At 60.5% G+C, this 19,185-nt stretch carries 14 protein-coding genes and 1 tRNA gene; 12 read left to right on the top strand and 3 right to left on the bottom strand.

Annotation, left to right across the window (positions count from 1 at the left end; all coding sequences use genetic code 11):
* Positions 1 to 39 precede the first annotated feature (39 nt).
* Together K1T73_RS16045 and K1T73_RS16040 are read right to left on the bottom strand one after the other, a co-directional pair.
* Positions 40 to 1,797 carry a DUF2793 domain-containing protein gene (locus K1T73_RS16045; protein WP_220601664.1) on the bottom strand — a complete coding sequence of 586 codons (1,758 nt, stop codon included), beginning with the start codon at positions 1,795 to 1,797 and terminating at the stop codon, positions 40 to 42.
* 166 nt (positions 1,798 to 1,963) lie between these two features.
* Positions 1,964 to 2,053 (bottom strand) — tRNA-Ser (locus K1T73_RS16040).
* Positions 2,054 to 2,994: 941 nt separating this feature from the next.
* On the opposite strand from K1T73_RS16040, the gene K1T73_RS16035 reads away from it, so the two are divergent.
* The 11 genes from K1T73_RS16035 to K1T73_RS15985 all read left to right on the top strand — a co-directional run bounded on the left by K1T73_RS16035 (position 2,995) and on the right by K1T73_RS15985 (position 15,623).
* Positions 2,995 to 4,824 (top strand): hypothetical protein, encoded by a 1,830-nt coding sequence (locus K1T73_RS16035; protein ID WP_220601663.1) that lies wholly within the window; start codon positions 2,995 to 2,997, stop codon positions 4,822 to 4,824.
* Positions 4,814 to 6,484 carry a hypothetical protein gene (locus tag K1T73_RS16030; protein WP_220601662.1) on the top strand — a complete coding sequence of 557 codons (1,671 nt, stop codon included), beginning with the start codon at positions 4,814 to 4,816 and terminating at the stop codon, positions 6,482 to 6,484. The genes K1T73_RS16035 and K1T73_RS16030 overlap by 11 nt, the downstream gene beginning before the upstream one ends.
* Before the next feature lie 350 nt (positions 6,485 to 6,834).
* On the top strand, positions 6,835 to 7,797 hold the full coding sequence (locus tag K1T73_RS16025) for a DUF2971 domain-containing protein (RefSeq protein ID WP_220601661.1): 963 nt from the start codon (positions 6,835 to 6,837) through the stop codon (positions 7,795 to 7,797).
* 29 nt (positions 7,798 to 7,826) lie between these two features.
* A complete protein-coding gene (locus K1T73_RS16020; RefSeq protein ID WP_259400320.1) occupies positions 7,827 to 8,450 on the top strand; it encodes a hypothetical protein in 624 nt (207 codons plus the stop codon).
* A gap of 455 nt (positions 8,451 to 8,905) precedes the next feature.
* A complete protein-coding gene (locus K1T73_RS16015) occupies positions 8,906 to 9,301 on the top strand; it encodes a hypothetical protein (RefSeq protein ID WP_220601660.1) in 396 nt (131 codons plus the stop codon).
* Between the two features lie 261 nt (positions 9,302 to 9,562).
* Positions 9,563 to 9,913, top strand: coding sequence for a hypothetical protein (locus K1T73_RS16010; RefSeq protein WP_220601659.1), 351 nt, complete (start codon positions 9,563 to 9,565; stop codon positions 9,911 to 9,913).
* 623 nt (positions 9,914 to 10,536) lie between these two features.
* Positions 10,537 to 11,115: a hypothetical protein gene (locus K1T73_RS16005; protein WP_220601658.1), complete on the top strand. Its 579-nt coding sequence runs from the start codon at positions 10,537 to 10,539 to the stop codon at positions 11,113 to 11,115.
* Positions 11,112 to 12,479, top strand: coding sequence for a 7-cyano-7-deazaguanine synthase (locus K1T73_RS16000; protein ID WP_220601657.1), 1,368 nt, complete (start codon positions 11,112 to 11,114; stop codon positions 12,477 to 12,479). Before K1T73_RS16005 ends, K1T73_RS16000 begins: the two co-directional genes overlap by 4 nt.
* Positions 12,476 to 13,669 carry an XRE family transcriptional regulator gene (locus tag K1T73_RS15995; protein ID WP_220601656.1) on the top strand — a complete coding sequence of 398 codons (1,194 nt, stop codon included), beginning with the start codon at positions 12,476 to 12,478 and terminating at the stop codon, positions 13,667 to 13,669. Before K1T73_RS16000 ends, K1T73_RS15995 begins: the two co-directional genes overlap by 4 nt.
* Positions 13,644 to 14,279, top strand: a complete 636-nt coding sequence (locus tag K1T73_RS15990) for a hypothetical protein (RefSeq protein WP_220601655.1) — start codon at positions 13,644 to 13,646, stop codon at positions 14,277 to 14,279. The genes K1T73_RS15995 and K1T73_RS15990 overlap by 26 nt, the downstream gene beginning before the upstream one ends.
* 219 nt (positions 14,280 to 14,498) lie before the next feature.
* A complete protein-coding gene (locus K1T73_RS15985; protein ID WP_220601654.1) occupies positions 14,499 to 15,623 on the top strand; it encodes a hypothetical protein in 1,125 nt (374 codons plus the stop codon).
* A gap of 915 nt (positions 15,624 to 16,538) precedes the next feature.
* Here the strand turns inward: K1T73_RS15985 and K1T73_RS15980 are convergent.
* A complete protein-coding gene (locus K1T73_RS15980; protein ID WP_220601653.1) occupies positions 16,539 to 17,633 on the bottom strand; it encodes a tyrosine-type recombinase/integrase in 1,095 nt (364 codons plus the stop codon).
* 336 nt (positions 17,634 to 17,969) lie between these two features.
* Here K1T73_RS15980 and K1T73_RS15975 point away from each other — a divergent pair, with 336 nt between their 5' ends.
* The gene (locus tag K1T73_RS15975; RefSeq protein ID WP_220601652.1) at positions 17,970 to 19,175 is read left to right on the top strand and encodes an IS256 family transposase; all 1,206 of its coding nucleotides are present in this window, start codon (positions 17,970 to 17,972) and stop codon (positions 19,173 to 19,175) included.
* Positions 19,176 to 19,185 lie beyond the last annotated feature (10 nt).

Raw genomic sequence — 19,185 nt, 5'->3', positions numbered from 1 at the left:
GCGGTTCCCGTGATGAGGGCCGCCCCCGTTCGCGAAAGCTCAGAGCATCTCGGTCCGTAGTCCGGCCGGAACCAGCGTCAGCGCGCCGCTCGCGAAATCGCCCTGCGGCACCTTGATCTCCTGCCCGCCCGAGGCCGCGGGCTGCATCACCGCCAGCGGCTCGGGCGTGACGGAAACGCCTGCAAACCACACCTTGTGCGCGGCGCCGGTATCGGGATGGCCATCGGCCCCGCCGGGCCGGTTGGTGTAGTTCGGCAACCACAGCACGCTCGCGAAGGCGGTGCCGGGGGCGAAATTGCCGGACCTGTCGGTGCCGGACCGGTCGATCCCGCCGATATGGTTCGTCAGTCGGAACCAGCGGTCGGTCTCGGACGGCACGAAGGACGCGTAGAAGCTGTACTTGTAATAGCTGCCCGACGTGGAATTGGCGATCGCCGTGCCCGCTGGCCAGACCCCGGACGGATCGGCGGGATTGTGGAAGAGGCTCGGCAGCGGCTGGTTCAGGGTGACGGTGTTGGCGGTCTTGTCGACCTGGCCGAGGTCGAACAGGTCGAACATCACGAGGCGGCTGTAATCCTCGTAGAGGAACCCTTCGGCGTTGCGGTATCCGAAAAGGATGATGCCGCGCGCCCAGCTTGCCGCCGTGTCCTGGTTCCAGCCCGACGCGTCGGCCAGGTGGATCACCGTGTCGCCCGGCGCCAGCGGTGCGGCGAGCGTGGTCCGGCTGTCGATGCCGGCATGGTGATAGCGCTTGTGGTGGGGGGCCTCGATCGCCAACCCGTCACGGTCATGGCAGAGCAGCCCCATGTAGTGCTTGTGCCGCTCGCCACGCGGATGGGCCGTCCAGTCGCCGGGAAGCCCCTCCTGCCGAAGATAGGATGACAGGCGGTAGACCTGGTTGGGATCGACGGCGAGCCGCTCGTCCATCAACCGAAGGCCCGGGTAATGCCCGGCGAAGGCAAAGCTGGCGGGCAGGTTCGGGGCGATCTGCGGATCGTAGGTGAAGTCCGCCGGATAGTTGTAGCCGTTGCCGAGGAGCCCGGTGCCGTTCGCCACGAGATCCGTTCCGCGCGAGTTGATGTAGCTCGTCGTGGCGAGCGGTCCGTCGCCGAACGCGGCGGGAGCGATCCCCTCGGCCCCTTGCGGGAAGCGGACGCGCCCGGTGGCGGCCTCGGCCACCAGCGCGCTGTGGAAGGTGGTGCCGTCGGCGCTGACCTTGATCTCGAGATCATCGGTCCCCGCCGTGCCCATCTCGGCCCGGCCGGACCAGCCGGTCTGGAACAGCAGGCTGGCGGTATCGGCGGCCGCGGCCTTGTTGATCTTGACCCGGTGGTCGCCACCGGCATGGGTCAGCAAGGTGGCGTCGCCCGCGACGGCCAGGCGGTTGGTCTCGTCGGCCACGGTCGCGACGCCCAGTTGCGGCAGGTTCTGAAGCTCGGGCAGGGCCGTCGCATCGCGCCAGGCTGTCCCGTCGAACACGCTCAGCCGCGCGGTGTCCTCGACCCATGCGGTCCAGCCGGCACGGGGCGGATAGAACGCCCAGCCGTCTTCCTCGTGAACCGCCAGCGTGCCCTCGGCCTGCCCGGCCCAGGCCCCGGTCGCGTCGCCGGGCAGAAGATACCGCGCGCCGGCGATGGGTGCGGAGGGCGGCGCCGTCCGCGCGGCCGAGACCACCGCGATCTGGACCAGCGCATCGAGCCGGCGCAGCGCCTCGTTGTGGGTGACGTGTTTCTGGGCCTGCGCGGGCTGAAGATAGGGCAGGGCGAGATGCGGGGAAGTCTGGGCGAAATCGGACAAGGCGGGTCCTCCACGGGTGAATGTCGCGCCCGATCCTTCCGCCCCGGAGTCACGAAACCCTTAACGGTGCGGACGCCCTGCGGGACAGGGGCGCGATATGGTTCCGGGGAGGTTGGTAGGGTCGATCAATGCGACAGACCGCGCGGATCGTGTGATATGGGGTGGGTGGCGGAGACGATGGGATTCGAACCCACGAGACCCTTGCGGGTCTACTCCCTTAGCAGGGGAGCGCCTTCGACCACTCGGCCACGTCTCCGTCGACGCGTATAGCCAAGCAAACATAGGGATTACAAGGCGATTCTGCCCTTCCGCTGAAAAACCTTACCACACCCGAAAACCGGCTCAAGTGGCACTGAGAGGCACTGAACGGCACCGAGTTTGGGCAAGATCTGGTCAATTTCCCCTACAGCGAAAGCGCCCTCGGACGCGTCAAGCGTTTTGTGAGGCCGCGCAGGCCGAACGCGCTCTTGAAACTGCCAACGCCGTTTCCGGCCGGGTCTGCACGATCCGATCTCCTTTCCAGAAGGAGGCTCCGACATGAAGACCAACAGCAAGGATCCGGGTTCGGCGAGTGCCGAAGAGCTCGCTACGTATTGGAGACTGCCTTCGGCCAGGGCCGCCCGTGAGCTCGCGCGGAAAATCGGCGTCCGCAACGTCAGCGGCCGATACGCGTGGTCTTCCATTTGGAGAGCCGAGGGGCTCGCGCCGCCTCCCCGATCGCGCTGGGACGAACTGAAGCTGCCACACTGCACGGCGGACGACGTCGCAGGCATCCTGGGGGAGTCACCGCGCTCCGCCAGGCGACGCGGCTTGGCGAAGCCAGATGCGAGCTTTCCGGACCCTATCCCGCTCCGGAAAAAGCCAATGCTCTGGCGAAGGGCACAGCTGCGCGCCTGGCAGGCAGGATTGCCTGTGCCTCACTACAAGCGCGCCTCGACGACGGCGATGATCTCGCCTGAGGCCTCGAAGCCCCGGCAGCGAAATCCCGTGTGCAACTCATTCGATCCGTGGGCTGCAGCGCGATCTGCGGCCACCGGGAACGATTAAATGACACCCCCGACGAAGAACGGAAAAGATGACAAACACCCGGCAAGATTGTTGCGACTTTTCTTGCAGAGTGCCTGTCAATTTCCGCTTCGTCACAACGAAGAACGGCCAATCTGAACGATGAACGGCCAAAACAAGGAAATGACACCCATGACTTTCAATCCCTTTGAAGATAGTTTTCATGGTCTTGGCGACAAAGCAGCCGGAGAGAAGAACCTCCAGGATGTGCTCGAGTGGCTCGAACGCGACGAATGCCCTCTCGGGGAAACCGCTCGACGAACCTATGCGCAAGCCGTCCGAAAAGCGGCAAGGCTGATCGGTCGGGTGCCTGACCGAATTCCCGCTTGCACGGAGCAATTTCAGAGCATTTTTCCGAACAGGGACTACGATCGCTCTTGGGGCAAGACCTTCTGCGCTGCAAAGCGCTGGAAGCGCAACGTTTCGGCGGCTATCAATGGCGCGACTGGCATCATCGCGGCTCAGAAGGAACGCCGGGCGCGGCGCGACGATTGGGCCTCGCTTTTGGCTGTGCTGGGAGAAATCGCAGAGAAGGGCTTTCCCTCACCGTTCGAGCGTCATCCGAAGCGGCTCATCTGTATCCAAAGCTGCGCGGATACCGCCAGAAAGCTGGAGGTCCGGGTGAGCGACATCGATCCGGACGTCGCTTTGTGCCTTTACCGGGCGGCACCCACGCCCGCGGCAAAGGACGCTGTCGTAGAGGCCCTCGATCTCATCGATCAGTCACGGGTCATAACGGATCGGCGGCTACAGCGTATCCTCCCAACGCAGCCCATTGGCTTCGTCCGGCCAGAACGCGCTGAGAAAGTCGCGATTCCGGAGCCGTTGATGCAGGAGCTGGAAACTTGGGTCGACCTGGCCTCAAGGGGCCTTTGGTCCATTACAGACAATGCCTTTGTGGGCGGTGTCTCCCCCAAGCCCTACCTCAATGCCGCCAAGAAGATTCTCACGACGGCAGAACGCGCCGGCGCTTTGCAACTTGTCGGACTGAACACCATCGCGTCGGCCTTCGATGAGCGCGTGTTGGTCGCTGTCGTTCAAATGCTTCGCGACCTGCATAAAAATGATGGGCCCGGGGCCATCACGCCTCGCACGGCTTGGGGCTATTTCGACTGCCTCATTCCACTGCTGGAGCGCAACGGCGAAGATGCGTCTTCTGTCAGGACGATCTTGAAAACCGACTCGTGGCTGAAGATCGGTCGCCGAAATCGGACCGAGATGTCCCCGCGCCTCCGCTCCTTCTGTAGGAAGGTCGTCACCGACATGAACGCGCGAATTCGGTTCCTGTCGCTTCACATCCAACTCAGGAAAAAGGCCATCCTGCACCTGGAGGCAGCCCAGATGACGACGGGCCGTGAAGCCGAGCGGCACCTCGAGAAGGCGCGTCGCTTCGGGACATGTGCGGCCTTCGCGGCCCTGGAAACCGATGCAATCCCGGCGCGCGTCTCAAGCGTCTTGATGACGACCTTCCGCGGCAGCGCCGCCTGGCTCTGCCTCGGACATCGCAAGGCGGATGACGGGCGCATCATGATGCCGCCTGCGTTCGTGAAGAACCGCAAGCCGCTTTTTGCGACAATATCGGCAACAAGCCGGTTGCGCGGTCTGGAAACGCTTCGCTGGTATGAAAAGGTCATCCGGCCGCTCTTTGGCGACCATAAGGACAACGTTCATTTCTTTCCGGCAGTCCAGAAACAGGGGCGGCCTCTGCCTTACGCAACGTTCAAGTCGTGGTGGTCCGACTGTGCAGCCGAATGTGGGTTTCCCGGTCTGAATCCGCACATGTTCCGTCACGGTCAGGCCTCGATCATTGTCGCGGAAAACCCCGGGAACTGGTCTCTCGTCACCGCACGTCTCGGTGACACGGAGGCGGTCTGCCGGGACAATTACGCCTGGATCGATCACGAAAAACTGGTGCTCGCCGGCCAGCAGGAACTGACGAAGGAGTTTCCCAGTGCAGCATGACCCGATCTCGTCGTGCGATCTCCTCAGGATCCAACCGGGGGACCGTCCGCGTGGCAAGCACACCCTTCGGATCCAGCGCTTTCAGCGCTGGTTGAAGGATCGCGACGTCCCCCATGTTGATCGCTTTGTCTTTCTGGATTTCGCCGCGGATGTTGCGACCCGCGGCGTCCTGGCCGACCTTCAGAAATCTCTTCTCGGCGTGTTGCCAGATCGGGAATTTCTGAGAACGGAATTGCACGCGGCCGTGGTCGACCACAGGCGGCGCGTCGATGGCGTTCGGATGAGAAGCGAGATCCTGCAAGCTGAGTGGTGGCTGTCGTTCCTCCCCCAGAGCAGGATGGACAATCTCCATATACATGAGGTCAGCCGCCTTGATGAGTGGTTGCGGTATCTTCACGAACGCCGCATCCGTTTTCCCAATTCCCATGACTATGTCGAGTTTGCCGGAAAGTGGGCTACGGAGGTTCCACTGACCGCACTCAAGGCGACGTTCGAAAAGCTGGAGATCCCGCAAATTCCATGCGTGGCGGTAGAACTTGACCTGGCGATTTCGGCCTTACGGGCGAGACGGTTCGGGTCCGGGAGAAAAGTGCGTTCCAGTTGGCCGCTCGAGAAGTCAGTGAGCAGTTCCGCCTTGCCGACGGAGTGGCAAAATATTCTCGCTGGTGTGGAAGCCGGCGGCGGCGAAGGCACACCGCTCTCGCCGGGTTTTCTCCCTACTGTAGAGACTGCGCTCCGGACGCTATGTTTCTGTTGCCAGGACCTCGAGCTGCCGTGCGAGATCAACAGAGGAACGGCCTTAGCACTTGTGAACGAGCTCAAGGGACGCGGGACGACAAACGCGACGATCGAGATCAATATTTCCGCCCTCAGACGGTTTGCGGAGGTGCTTGGCCTCGATCGAGAGATCATGGCAGACCTGCGCAACATAGAGCAGGATTTTTTCCGCAAGAAGCGGGCAGATATCCCCAAAAAGTTTGCCAGACTGGACGAGCTGGACTCGGTGGACGGTGTGCTCGGGCGCGCCATTGACTTGCTCGCAGCCTCTCGAAACGAACGATCCCTCGAACTCCGCGTGGCGAAGCTGAACGCGGCCGCCACGCTGGCGCTTTTCTCGCTGATCCCGCTGCGTGTGAAAGACACTAATCTTCTTTGGGGTGTTCATATGACCCATACCGGGCAGCGGTATCGGCTCGATATACGCACCAGTAAATGCGGCACGGAGTTCCACGGGGAGGTCTGTGACTTCGTCACGCCATTTCTCGACGCGCTGCTGTTGCGTGGATGCGACGAGACATACCTTGGCATGAAGCGACAGGAAGCGCTTCAGTCGAAACAAGCTCTGTTTGCACATGCGAATGGCCGACACATGTCGAACCGACGAGTGGCGAACCTTTGGCAACGTCACATCGAATGTGGTCCACATATCGCCCGCACCGTTGTCCATACGGAACTCGGAAGGATGGGTAGAAAAGGCGTGGAGATGGCGCTTTCTCTGTGTGCACAGCGGGACTCGAGAACGGCACGATTTTATCAAGGGAAAGCCATGCACGACGCATTGCTTCTCGAAGCGAACGGCCTCCTACTTTCGGGCTTCTCAAATGACATCATTGAAAAGCACTTCCCGCCAATCGAGATGGAATTGGAAGTGCTATGCTAAAGGGAAAAGTCGCCTGCTGATGAACATCAGCTCCTGGCGCTCCAAGGCGTCGGCCACCGATTAGATAGCAGCACCCGACCGTAGCTGGCTCAGCACCGATCCTTACCGCAGGGACCGAGCAGCCAATGTGCTTCAGAACTTGTCGATGACATTCGGAAAGACCGAGCATAGCTTGCACGGATGAGTAGCGGCGATTGGTCCGGCGGCGAGAACGAGGCTGTTGTCGTCTCCGACTTCACGATTCCCACCAATGAGTTGTCAGGCAGCAAGCATAGCGAGGCAGCGGGTTTCTCGCGGACGATTAGCGCAATAAAAAGGCATCGAAGGTAACACGATTGCAGGAGGAAGACTTGAACGAGCACACCCCACCCCGCCGAGTTTTCAAGTATCGCGCCTTCAGTGGCAGGGTGCTCGACATGCTGGTGGCCGATCAACTCTACTTCTCCGATCCAGCCGATTTCAACGATCCGCTCGACAGCCGGCCCAACGTCGAAGGTGACATTTCCGCTGATGAGCTCGAGCGGATCCTGAGCCATCTCGTTGAGCAGCGCACGAACGCTGAGATGACGACGGCGGCGAAGTCCCTGAAATACCGCGGGCCACGGACTATCGAACACATCGCCCGCCATAGCCGCAAGCGCGCCGACCGGCTGTTGAGCGAGATCAGGTACAACGCCGGAGATCCCACCTTTGAGATGGCGGATCCGGAGCTTTTTCTGCTGACACAGTATCTCGAGGAAGAGCTTTTGAGGCGCTACGACAGAGGCATCGTGTCGTTTGGCGCCCGAGCCACATGTCCTTTGATGTGGAGCCATTATGGCGATCAGCACCGAGGCATATGCGCCGGATATTCGGTTCCGAAAGACTCGGCAGATCGACTCAAGAAAATCGACTATGGAGGTAGCCGAAACGTCAAGGCGAGTGATGTTGCCATCATGGATCATGACCCGGCTGCGCGGCGACGCGTCGACGATGCCGTCCTGCTGCGCAAGGCCAGTTCCTGGCGCTACGAGCAGGAGTGGCGGCTCATTGGAAACCGGGGCCTGCAGGACTGTCCTTTGGAACTGGAAGAGGTTGTTTTCGGGATGAGATGTGGGTCCGCCCTGAAGTACACGATCTTCAGAGCACTCGATGACCGTCAACGGCCGATCCAATTCTATGAAATGCGGGAGCAACGTGGGACCTTCAAGCTTCGCAAGTGCCGCATGGACGTCGACGAGCTTGAGGCGCACTTCCCGCGCCGCGCCCGCAGCTACATCGAGGCCTTTGACGATCTTGATGTCGAGGAAGCTCCGCGTGACGGCTCAGAATAGTCACGGGGGGCGATGGGATTGCCGGACGTATGACAGACGAGACGACAGAGAAACCTGACTTCCAGTCCCTTCTTCGAACGGACTTTCGATGGCCAACAGAAGGAGATGTGCCGTTTAGGCAGTCGGATAACTGGGGTCAGAACGCCTACATCGACCAGGTCGGTCATGGTCGCATGGTCATGATGATGACCGGCTACAAGACGGCCGCCGACCTTATGGTCGCCCATGTCGCGCGCGACCGCCATGAAGGCGATACCTTGGTCTTTCCGGTTGTCTTTAACTACCGGCAATTCATAGAGCTTTCGCTGAAGTATTTGATTGCCACCTACGGTCAGACCGTGGGCATTCCTGCCAATTGGAATACTCACGATCTAAAGGTGCTTTGGGAAACCTTCTCGCAGGTTCTTGAAAGATACGGTCATGAAGACGCTGAAGGCGCCGACAGGATCGTTGGGGAGATCGTCCTGGAATTCGCAAGGGTCGATCCACGATCCTTCTCCTATCGTTATCCGGTCGATACTAAAGGAGAACTCGTAGCGCTTGCACATCAAGAAATTGACTTACATCAGCTTGCGGATGTGATGCACGGACTGGACGGCTATTTCTCCGGGTGCGACGGCTATTTGGATGATCTTCAAGGTGCTCTACCGTGAGATGGCCAGCATATTCATAGGCGCTTGTTTGACCTGTGTCTGAGTAATTCGAACGTCTGATCAATGGGCTTTTTTACACCCGTGCTTGCTATCTTGTCCTTGAACACCCCGTGCACGTAGGTGTCATCCCCTTGTTAATCGGGACGACATCTTACACCCGGATTTAGACGCTCTCATTGCTGCGCGCGCCCGCGAAGATGCCGGGGGCAAAAAAGCAGACTCTTTCATTTTTTACCCGGAAAAATGCTTCGCCTCCAGCGCATCCGGCCAATCTCGCTTGTGACAGACGAAACAAGCGAGGTGTCCCGCAGCAGTGACCATCCAACATCTGACCGCTCGCTGATTTCGGCGCCCTCCAGCCGCGGCGCGAGGCACTGCGACGGACAGCGCAAAGGACCTCCCCTCCTTCCTGACCCGGGACGAAGCCCGGACGAAACAATCACAAGGAGGTCTCCATGTTTCATTCGAGAGTAACCACCAGCACCGAAGCCCGCTCGATGTCGGCCGGCGAGCTGGCACTGAGGGAATTTTTCTTTCATCACGACGAGGCGCTCGGCAATGCAGCCGTTCTGCTCGCAGACAGGCGCGGCGCGCGGCTCCTCAACGCGATCCGCGACGGCTTGGAACAGCCCGGGTCGATCCCCCGCCGTCTCCGGCGCCTGCTTCTCCAGCTGCGCGCGATCCTCTTCTTCGACGAGGCCGATGAAGACGAATGGGGGAGCGAAGGATGCTTCAACCTGCTCGAGCCCGAGGATCCTATCGTGCCTGAACTCTGCCTGCTCGCTGACGGTCTCGATGATGTGCTGCGCGGCGCGGGGATCACTCCAAGCGAAGTCAGCCGGATCCTCTGATGTTCGCCCCCGGCCGCCCCGCGTCCAGCGCGGCGGCCGGCGTGACGCAGCCGCTCAACAAGGAAAATCGGCCAGCCTACCTCTTTTTCCTTCGTGCTCCCGGAGAATGACCAATGTCCTGATCATCAGGACAAGGCACCCGCGCAAGTCACCAAACGAAAGGAGCCAGCCCAACCCACCTCTCCCCCACGATGCACGGACTATGACGCCGATGAATCAGGCACCACCAGCACCGTTTTCATGCATGAAAGGGAGAAAATCATGCTCAACTCCACTACTGTCAACACCAGCCAAGTCCGCTTCGACGCGGTGGCGGCGACAGAAAAACATCTGCGCCGGCACGGCGCGAGCCTCTGCGACCTCCTGGATGCGCTCGACGACCGAAGCGGGTTTGACGCTCTCTGCGATCTGCATGGGGCGGTCTCCGAACGGTTCCCCGATGCCGATGCCGTCGAGCAGGCTCTCCTCGACATCCGTCGCATCCTGTCGCAGCAAGCACCCTCCGTGCTGGACCGGATCAGCCATGAGCGCAGCCTGCCGGCCTCCGACATGGCACGATGGCACGGCGCGCGCGTGAGCGAGCTGCTCGCGAGGTTCCGCCATGCCGGGTAAGCCCGCACCGCTATGTGCCCTGCAGGTCGCGAGACAGCGCCGTCTGAGTGTCTACCCGGAGGAATTCGGTCTCGAGCAGGACATCTGCGATGTCACGCTATGGCTCGTCCAGAAGTACCGCTTACCGTCGGCCCTCGTCTGGGTCGACCGACACTACGTCCAATACGGCCGTGAGATCGCAGGCATCACGGTGATGACTTCCCCGAGACATCCTGTTTCCCCAAGCCCGGCGGCACGCGAAGCGTTCCTCGCACTCGGCTACGAGATAAACCATTCTGGCGCGGACACTTACGGCCACCAATGCTGCGACGGGAGGCATTCAAACCATGAGATCCTTCAGGCCTATGCGCGCATCGAAGCAGCCTTGAGTAGCTGGCAAGAACCGTAGCGAGGGAAAACATCACAAGCACGGGGCGGCAAGAGCCGCCCTTTCTTTCTCAGAACCACTACAGACTGTGTCGGTCAGGTGAGCGAGCTCCACGTCTCGGCAAGATATGCAGCCAGAACCTCTGCAGCGCCGCAAGGTTGCTGCAGAGGCCCTCAGCTCCCGATGTCAGGTGCGCACCTCAGAGATGTTGACATTGTCAGGTCAACTGGCTTATCAACCTGACAAGGAGGTCGCCATGAGTGACGGACCGCATAGAAGCCTGCCCCTGAAGTCGCATTGGAAGCCTGTCGCCGAGCGGGCCTCCAAAGACGCATGGTCGATTTCCGATGTTGCCGATGCGACTTTGAGAGCACTTGAGCGCGACCTCCGCGAGGTACCCATCCGCTCCCTGCGCAGCATCCTCGGCGTCGGCCCGGAAATTTCTCTGTTCGCTCAAGATGGAGACGCGGTCGTGACCGAACTTGACCGTTCCAGGATTGAATGTCGCGGGTCGGCAATCGGCAACGCAGCCATAGATGGAGCTATCCAAGCCGTTCTGGAAGGAGATCGGGGAGAAACGGCCTGCCAACGCGGGCTCCAGTATGCACTCGACCGCAACTTCCGAAGCCACAGCCGCAGCATCGAAGAGCACTATCAGCGCAAGGCCGGAGACCGTAGCGCCCGCCATATGCGCGACCGTCTCGCTGCCGTCGGCGGTCGGTGCGATTTCGGTGATATTGCCCGTCGCCACAGTCAGACCGAAGTGCAGGCCTCACGCGCCACGTCTCTTGTGCGGAGGACCGGGATCGACGACGGCCCGGCGATGCCGCTATGACCGTCACCAACGCACCGCAGATTCCTGAAACCGCCATCGATCTTCTGGAGCCTGGCGCAATCGCGCGTGCCGGGAATCGGGGATTGTCCATCGATGCTATCAGATTTTCGACGGCATCCCTTGAGACCTATGCCTTTGCCGACCGGGAACCGGTTGTGCTTGATGCCATGCTCGTCGCTGCGGCCGTCGAGTATGCCGACCGCACCGTTCGACGTCCGGCTCATGGCTGGCGTCGTATCTTCGCTCTGAACATACCGGTCCACGATGCGGCGCGATGGCAGGCCGGAGAAGTTGAGAACGCTCTGATCGATGCTGTCGGCTTTCTGACCGGCGACGACTGGTCTTTCGAATTCTCGCAAAGAACGTCACCATCTGTTGCCGTCCCGACGGCGCATTTTGATCTTTCGCCCGATACCCGAGCGGTCATCGCCTATAGCGACGGCATGGACTCGAGGGTGGTTGCAGGATTGCTGCGCCAGGAGATGGGCAACCGGCTTGTGAAGGTCAGGCTCGGTACCGGCACGCCAAAGCGACGGCGAGGGCTCGCCCAGCCTGTCCCCTTCGCCGGTGTCCCATATGAGCTTTCGAATATCGGGCCGAACAGGGATTCCACGGCGAGAAACCGGGGGTTCAAGTTCTCTTCGATCGCCGGCGTCGCCGCCTACCTATCCGGTGCTGCTGAAATCGTCATTCCTGAAAGCGGACAAGGCGCTATCGGGCCTGCACTGGTCGGCGTGGCACACGCCTACCCCGATTATCGGAACCATCCTGTGTTTGCACGGAAGATGGAGCGGTATTTCCGCGCCTTGTTCGGGCGAGATATCCGATTCCGCTTCCCGCGGCTCTGGCACACGAAAGGCCAGACCCTTCGGGAGTATGCTGCCCTGCCTGAGGGGCAAGATTGGTGGGATACCCGCTCCTGCTGGCGTAGCAGCCGTTGGCTGTCCATCGCCGGGGAATGGCGGCAATGCGGCGTCTGTGCTGCCTGCATGCTTCGACGCATGAGCGTTCATGCGGCTGGGCTTTGTGAGCGGCCTGACGTGTACGCTGCACCCGACCTGAGCGCCCCGGACCTTGCGGCGGCGGTCGATCCGCGCTTTCGGCATGCCGGAGGTGCCTTCGCGGAATACGCCCATGCCGGGTTCCTGCATCTCGACCATCTGGCCGATATGGCCGAAGACGCGGCGCGGCCGGAGGTTCGCGTCCAAGCCGCACAGCTCGGTCTGGCACTCGGCGCGTCCATCGATGAGACGCAAACCCACCTGCGAGCCCTGCTCGAACAACACAAAACCGAATGGGAGACCTACATGAACAGCTTGGGAGCCCGCTCTTTCCTGGCGGAAAGGCGGCGTGGCAAACTATGAACGCCACCGCAGAAAGACTATCGGATCGGGAGATCGGCGAACGCCTGAGGCTTGCCCGCGAAGAAGCGAAGAAGACCCAGGCAGACGCCGCCGGGGTTATCGGAGCGGCCAGAACGACCGTCGTTGCAATAGAAAAAGGTCAGCGCCGGATTCGCATCGACGAGTTGCAGAAGCTCGCCGCAGCCTACGGCACTTCCGCGAACGCGATCCTCCGACGGGAAGCGGTTCAGCTCAACCTTGCCCCGCAATTCCGGAAGCTCAGTGAGAGCGAAGACGATGCCGTTGAGTCGTCGAGCCGCCTCCTTAACGATCTTGTCTCGGCGGAGCTTGAGCTGGAAAATGCCCTCGGGATTCATCGGGAACGTCGGTATCCGCCGGAGCGCCCGATCCTGCCGGGAGATAACCGCTCCGTTGTTGCACAGGCCGAAGCGGATGCTCAGGACTTGCGCGATTGGCTGGGTATCGGGCCGGGGCCTGTCGGCGATATCGTCTCCGTTCTGGATCTTCAGCTCGGCATCCGGGTCTATCTTTGTCCGCTGAACTCAAAAATCTCTGGGCTCTTCGCTTATGACGATCGGGCCGGGGCCTGCATGCTCCTGAATGCGTTGCATCCCCGCTCCCGGCTTATGACGACCGCCGCACACGAACTCGGGCACTTCATATCGTCTCGCCGCGAGCCGGAAGTGCTGACCGAAAGCTCGCTCTTCGTTTCTCGCGAAGAGCGCTATGCCAACAGCTTTTCCCGTGGCTTCCTGACGCCGTCCCGCGCCGTTCGTCAGCGCTTCCAGGACATTACGGCCGGTCACTCTCATCTGACCCGACGCCATATCATTCTGCTTGCACATGCGTTCGGCGTGGCCCGCGAAGCCATGGTCCGCCGTCTGGAAGAACTGGGTCTTGCTCGAAAGGGAACGTGGGACTGGTTTCAGGCGAATGGCGGCATCACCGACGAGCAAGCCCGTCAGGTTCTGGGAGACCTTCCGCAGAGCCACTTCCCGATCTCGGAAACCGGCACCACGCTGCCGCCACGGCTGGCGCTTTTGGCCGGTGAGGCCTGGAAGCGGGGCATCTACAGCGAAGGTCAGCTCCTGCGCCTTCTCCATCTGGACAGATACAGCGTTCGTGCCTTGCTCGATAGCGCAGCGGCTGAAGAAGGCGAGGAAAATGACCTGGTTAAACTGCCTCGCTGATCCAGATGCCGTTTTCATCGCCGATACGAGTGTTCTTATCAATCTGAACGCAACAGGCCGCGCCGCCGATATACTCGGAGGACTTCCCTGCCGCTTTGCCGTTCCCGAGAATGTCTCCGCCGAACTGGAGAATGGCCGCCGGAACGGGTATCACGACGCCGATGCTTTGGACGAGCTCTGCAAGCAGGGCCACGCACACCGTGTCAACCTGGGCGAGGATGCCCTGACCGTCTATGAAAGTCTTATCGACGGATCGACGCTGCGCACCCTTGACGACGGCGAAGCGTCAACCATCGGCTGTGCCGTCGAACTTTCCGGCGTAGCCCTGATTGACGAAAGAAAGGCACGTCTTTTATGTTCGGAAATGTATCCCGAGCTGGCTGTTGTCTCGACCGCTGGGCTGTTGACCAGCGATCTTGTGAGAAATCTTCTGGAAGAAAGCGGACAGGCCAACGCCTTACTGAATGCACTGCGCATCGCACGAATGCGTGTTCCAAAGGAACTCGTTTCCAGAGTATGTGAGATCATTGGTCCGGAAGCCGCAATGTCCTGCACATCCTTGCCACGGGAAGTGCGGTCCCGTATCTGGTTTAATCCATCCCATAACTAAGCCTGATCTCTCCAGAAAAGTCGAACCTGACGACGTGTGACTGTCTAATGATTGAAGAATAGATCATGGTTCGGCCGTGAATACTTGACTTCGATCATTGCATTCGGCTTCGTCGCTTAGAATGATGCAAAAAATGTTTACGCGAATGATGTCCCTCCAATCATTGAGCAAGCTACCGCTCGTTTTCGGGATCTGTTCTGTTGAGCGAGCTTTGGCGCTATGACAAGGACCTTCCTGCACAGTTTCGATCCGGCAGCATTGAGTCCCGTCACTGGGGCGACAGTTGACTTGAAAATCTCGGAGATCGAAGACGCTGGAATTCGCGAAGTCTTGCAGACTCCAGGGGCTGCATATGGCGCGTGGTCTATCTTGGAAGCATTGTTGACGCCAACCGGCGCCGGGACCCCCTTTGTCTTTCGGGAACCGCTTGGACAGGCCCGGGAAGTTAAGGTCGCGCTATCCGGCTTGTTCGGCCGTTTTGTGGCTCGAGCTTATCTCGAGCGCTACTTCCACCTCTCGATTTTCGCGCACCTCGGCAGCCGCGTTGTCGACCTCGATCGGCGCCGCAAGGTCAAAGTCACGCGCTTGTCCCGCGGAGACTTACCCGACTGGATTGCCTGTGCATCGGATCTGTCCTCGTTGACCGTGGCGGAGGCAAAAGGCTGCCATGATGCTGCCGGCCCGGCCAAGGCCTTGAGCCGCGCCTGGGCTCAGGCCGGACGGATAGATATCACCGCCGGAGGAAGTAAGGTTACAGTGAAGCGGATCGCGATTGCGACAAGATGGGGAATTGCGGCGCCACGTCCGACCAACGCTCACCTCTCAGTCCGCGATCCGGTGGATGAAGGCGAGCCGATCAAAACGGAGGAGATAGATGCTCTTTTCATCGGGCTTCTACGCCTCCATATCGCCAATCTCATCAAATCGCTCGGGCATGCCGAACTCGCCAGCGCCCTCCGCGGCCTGACCCGCCAGCCCTTCGAGCGGAGGCTACAAGGTGACCTCCGACGCGTGCGAACATTGTTGGATGCTGTGCCGGTAAAAGAAGTAGAAAAAGACACAACCTTGGGCGCGCTGGTCGGAGGGATCGTTACTCGTGCCGGGCCTGTCACTGAGACGGACGTCGCGCCTGCAGATCAGGAGGCGCTCGCTCGCCTCAACCTCCGGCCGGTTTTCGTCGGCATCGAGCGTGACCTTATCCGCGCCGCTATAGATGCGGATATGGAAACAGTTCGTACCCGCCTGACGCAGATTGTGGGTCCAGATGAATTTTCCCGACCTGATCGAGCCGGCGGCTGGATCATCCCGCTCGGTGAGGAGCGCCGCATCATCGGCAGCACCTGAACCAGTGGGCGCCGGAAATAAGCTTCAAGGGAGAAAGGCGGCCAAAGCAGACTTGGCAAGAGGGGCGAAATGTGGAAGCGCAGGGAGATGATCTCACTAAAGAGACAGCAGTGCTTGCCGACATACTAAATTGGTCGGTGGAACTACCGGTGTGGCAGCGCGACGCACTACTTCGAATATGTAGCCAGACCAAGTTGGGAGCGGCCGACCTCACGGCCCTGGTCGCCATCTGCAAAGGCGAAGCCGAAGGCGTGCCGCTCGATGTCAGATATGTGAGGAATACCGCGGCCAGCCACGCCGCAGTCAAACTCGGAGTTCTCTAAGTCCCCTCGCATGTCAACTTTCTGGCACCGGGTGAACGGTTGTCTTTCATCCTACACGGCTACGGCCATCAGCTTCCAGAGATTGAACCATCGATGCCGAATCTTACGCTGCCCCTATCGGCGTTAAACTCACGACGCCAAGGAGTGGTATATTATGTCGATTATTTCTTTTAATATGACCTCCGCACTGTTTAACCAATTATCGAGCGCTGTGGCTGCATTGGCAGTGGACGGATCATCTCGCGGCGTATACCATACGGTCTCATACAGGCGCATCAGACACAGCATTGCGAGCTCGAGCTTTTGTCTTGTATCGAGCGGCTCGCCATACCGATCCAAGTTTATTTTGCTGAGTGTGCATATGTCATCGATCGCAAGTACCTGATCCGTAGTGTCGAGCAGGTCCTCCAAGCTCCCCAGTTCGCAGTCCAGATAGCCGTGAAGGCAATCCAGTGCGAGCTCCAATGAGATGGCAATGGGAATCGGCGCGGTGAGTAGGGTGGTTCTGGACGGATGCATTTGCGCCTCCATTTCTTAGTGATCCCGCCCGCAAAGTTAGATCTGGATTCGGGCGGCAGGTGCGTAGAGAAGATCATTCCGGTTCGTCTGAACGAAACCGAACCGATATCAGCTCACCGAAACGAACCGGTTCACCTTCCTCAGGCCGAAAGTCCCAACCATAGGCAAGAAGCTGGTTCGCAAGGTTCTTTGGCGCGATCTTCCTGTAGCGGTTTGCAGTGTCCGAGCGCCCCCATCCGCCATGATCGAGCAAAGCGGCCCAGTCCTTGGTCTGAGCGTAAAACCAGGTCGCCCAAGTATGACGAAGCGTGTAGGGGACGACGTCCGGGCCTAATCCGGCTGCATCGCGCACCTTTCCGAAGGCGAGCGCCATCTGAGCGCCCCGGTTTGGATGGATTTTGTAGGGTCGGCCATTAGGAGCCGGGAAGGCCGGACCTTCGGCTGGTATCTCGCCAATCAGCTCAAGCGCGCGCCTTGGCAGGAAGACGAAGCGCGGGCGAAAAGTCGTCTTAGTGCCCGGCAGCCACCACTCTCGTGTGGCGGGGTTCCAACCTTTTCCATCGAGCGCCATCGTCTCGCCGGGCCCCGCACCGGTGCCGAGCATGAAGGCGATCTTGCGCAATGTCTCACGTCGTGGGTCACGCAGAGCAATCGCATCAGGATCGCTGGCTACGTGAAGCATCCTTTCTGCCTCTTCTGGGCTGAGCCAGCGAACCCTCCGCGTGTCGGTCGACTTCTGTCGACGTTTCCCAGCGGCGAAATTTTGTATTGAACGTATGGGAACACGCACCTGACGCCGGATCGTGTCGGGTCGCGCTTCCGGGTAGAGAGCTGCGGCAGCTTCCATGATGCGAACCTCGTCGATGTCCTCGATGGATGTATCGCGCCCAAAATACCGCTTGAGCTTTGGCAGGAACCGGGCCTCTCCCCCGCTTGCCTCGTACAATTCCGCTGCCTTGACGAAGGATGTCTTCCTCGGCCTCTGTTCGGCCTGAAGCTCGTCCCGCCAAGCTGAGTGATAGATTTTTTCCGCCAGCTTCTCGGCAATCTTGCGTTGGGACTTATCGGCTATTGGGAGCCTTCGGCGGATGCGGCGTGGCCCCACCCGAAAGTCGATGGCCCAAGCGGCGTGTTTTTCGTTCCAGATTGGTGTCCATGGGTTTGCCAAGCGTTCGTGCCCTCCATCTCATCCAGAGCAACTTTGGGCGCCGCAGCGACACGCTCGAAGTTGCCGGTCTCACGAAAAGGAGGTTGGCTACTTCGCCTCGGCACGAAGAAGAAATTCCGGGAAGCGGAAGTTTAAGTCGCGTCGAGCCTTTTGGCGGAGTGGTAGTGTCGATGCGATGATCGATTGAACGTTCCCGAACACACACTCGGGCGGCGTTAGTGTCCGAGCACGTGGTGTAATTTCGGCGCCGTCGACGGTGTGATCCCGGGTGGCCATCGAGGTGTATGGTCGAGGTGGAGTTTGGCGACTTCAACCACGGACCACACGGAGACCCCGATGACCAAGACGAACATGGACCTTTCCGAGCTTCTCGCAAAGCACGACCAGGGCGACTTCCTACGCGCTGTCGCTGAGGCGGTTCTGCAGCTGATCATGGAGGCCGATGTCGAGGGCCTGATCGGCGCCGGTCGGCACGAGCGCAGCGGCGAACGCACGACCTGGCGAAACGGGTATCGGGAGCGCGCCCTCGATACCCGTCTGGGAACGCTGAACCTGCGGGTGCCGAAGCTCCGGCAGGGCAGCTACTTTCCCGGCTTCCTCGAGGCCCGCAAGACCTCGGAGCAAGCGCTGGTCGCGGTCATTCAGGAGGCGTGGATCGGCGGGGTATCGACCCGGCGTGTCGATGATCTGGTCCAGGCGATGGGGCTCTCGGGCATTTCGAAGAGCACGGTTTCAAAGCTCTGCAAGGACATCGACGAGCGCGTCGGCGAGTTCCTGAACCGCCCGCTCAGCGGCGAGTGGCCCTATCTCTGGCTGGATGCCACCTATCTCAAGGTCCGCCAGGGCGGGCGCATCGTGCCGGTCGCAGCCATAATCGCCGTCGCCGCCAACACCGAGGGGCGGCGCGAGATCATCGGTCTGGGGATCGGACCTTCGGAGGCCGAGACCTTCTGGACCGAGTTCCTGCGCTCGCTGAAGGCCCGTGGCCTCGGCGGTATCAGGTTGGTCATCAGCGATGCGCATACCGGTCTCAAGGCCGCCATTGCCCGGGTCTTTGAGGCGACCTGGCAAAGATGTCGCGTTCACTGGATGAGGAACGCACTCGCGCATGTCTCCCGCGGTCAGCACACCGTCGTCGCCGCCGCGATCCGGCAGGTCTTCGACCAGCCCGACCGCGCCCATGCCGGCGAGACCTGGCGCAAGGTCTCCGAGCAGCTGCGTCCACGCTGGCCCAAGCTCGCCGACCTGATGGACGCAAGCGAACACGACGTGCTGGCTTACACGTCCTTTCCCCGACAGCATCGCACGAAACTGCATTCGACCAACCCGATCGAACGCCTCAACAAGGAGGTGAAGCGCCGGGCAGACGTCGTCGGCATCTTTCCGAACGAGGCTTCCATCATGCGCCTGATCGGCGCGGTGCTGTTCGAACAGAACGACGAATGGCAGACCGCAAGCCGCTACATGATGGTCGAGGCCTTCGCCCAGATCGACACCGAAGAGATCGACCCCATTCTCAGCATCACAACAGAAGCCGCCTGATCATGCACTC

Origin of the sequence: Roseovarius sp. SCSIO 43702, assembly GCF_019599045.1 — a bacterium.
Lineage (GTDB): Bacteria > Pseudomonadota > Alphaproteobacteria > Rhodobacterales > Rhodobacteraceae > Roseovarius.
The sequence above is the reverse complement of the archived record's forward strand: the minus strand, read 5'-3'. Positions and strand labels throughout refer to the sequence as shown.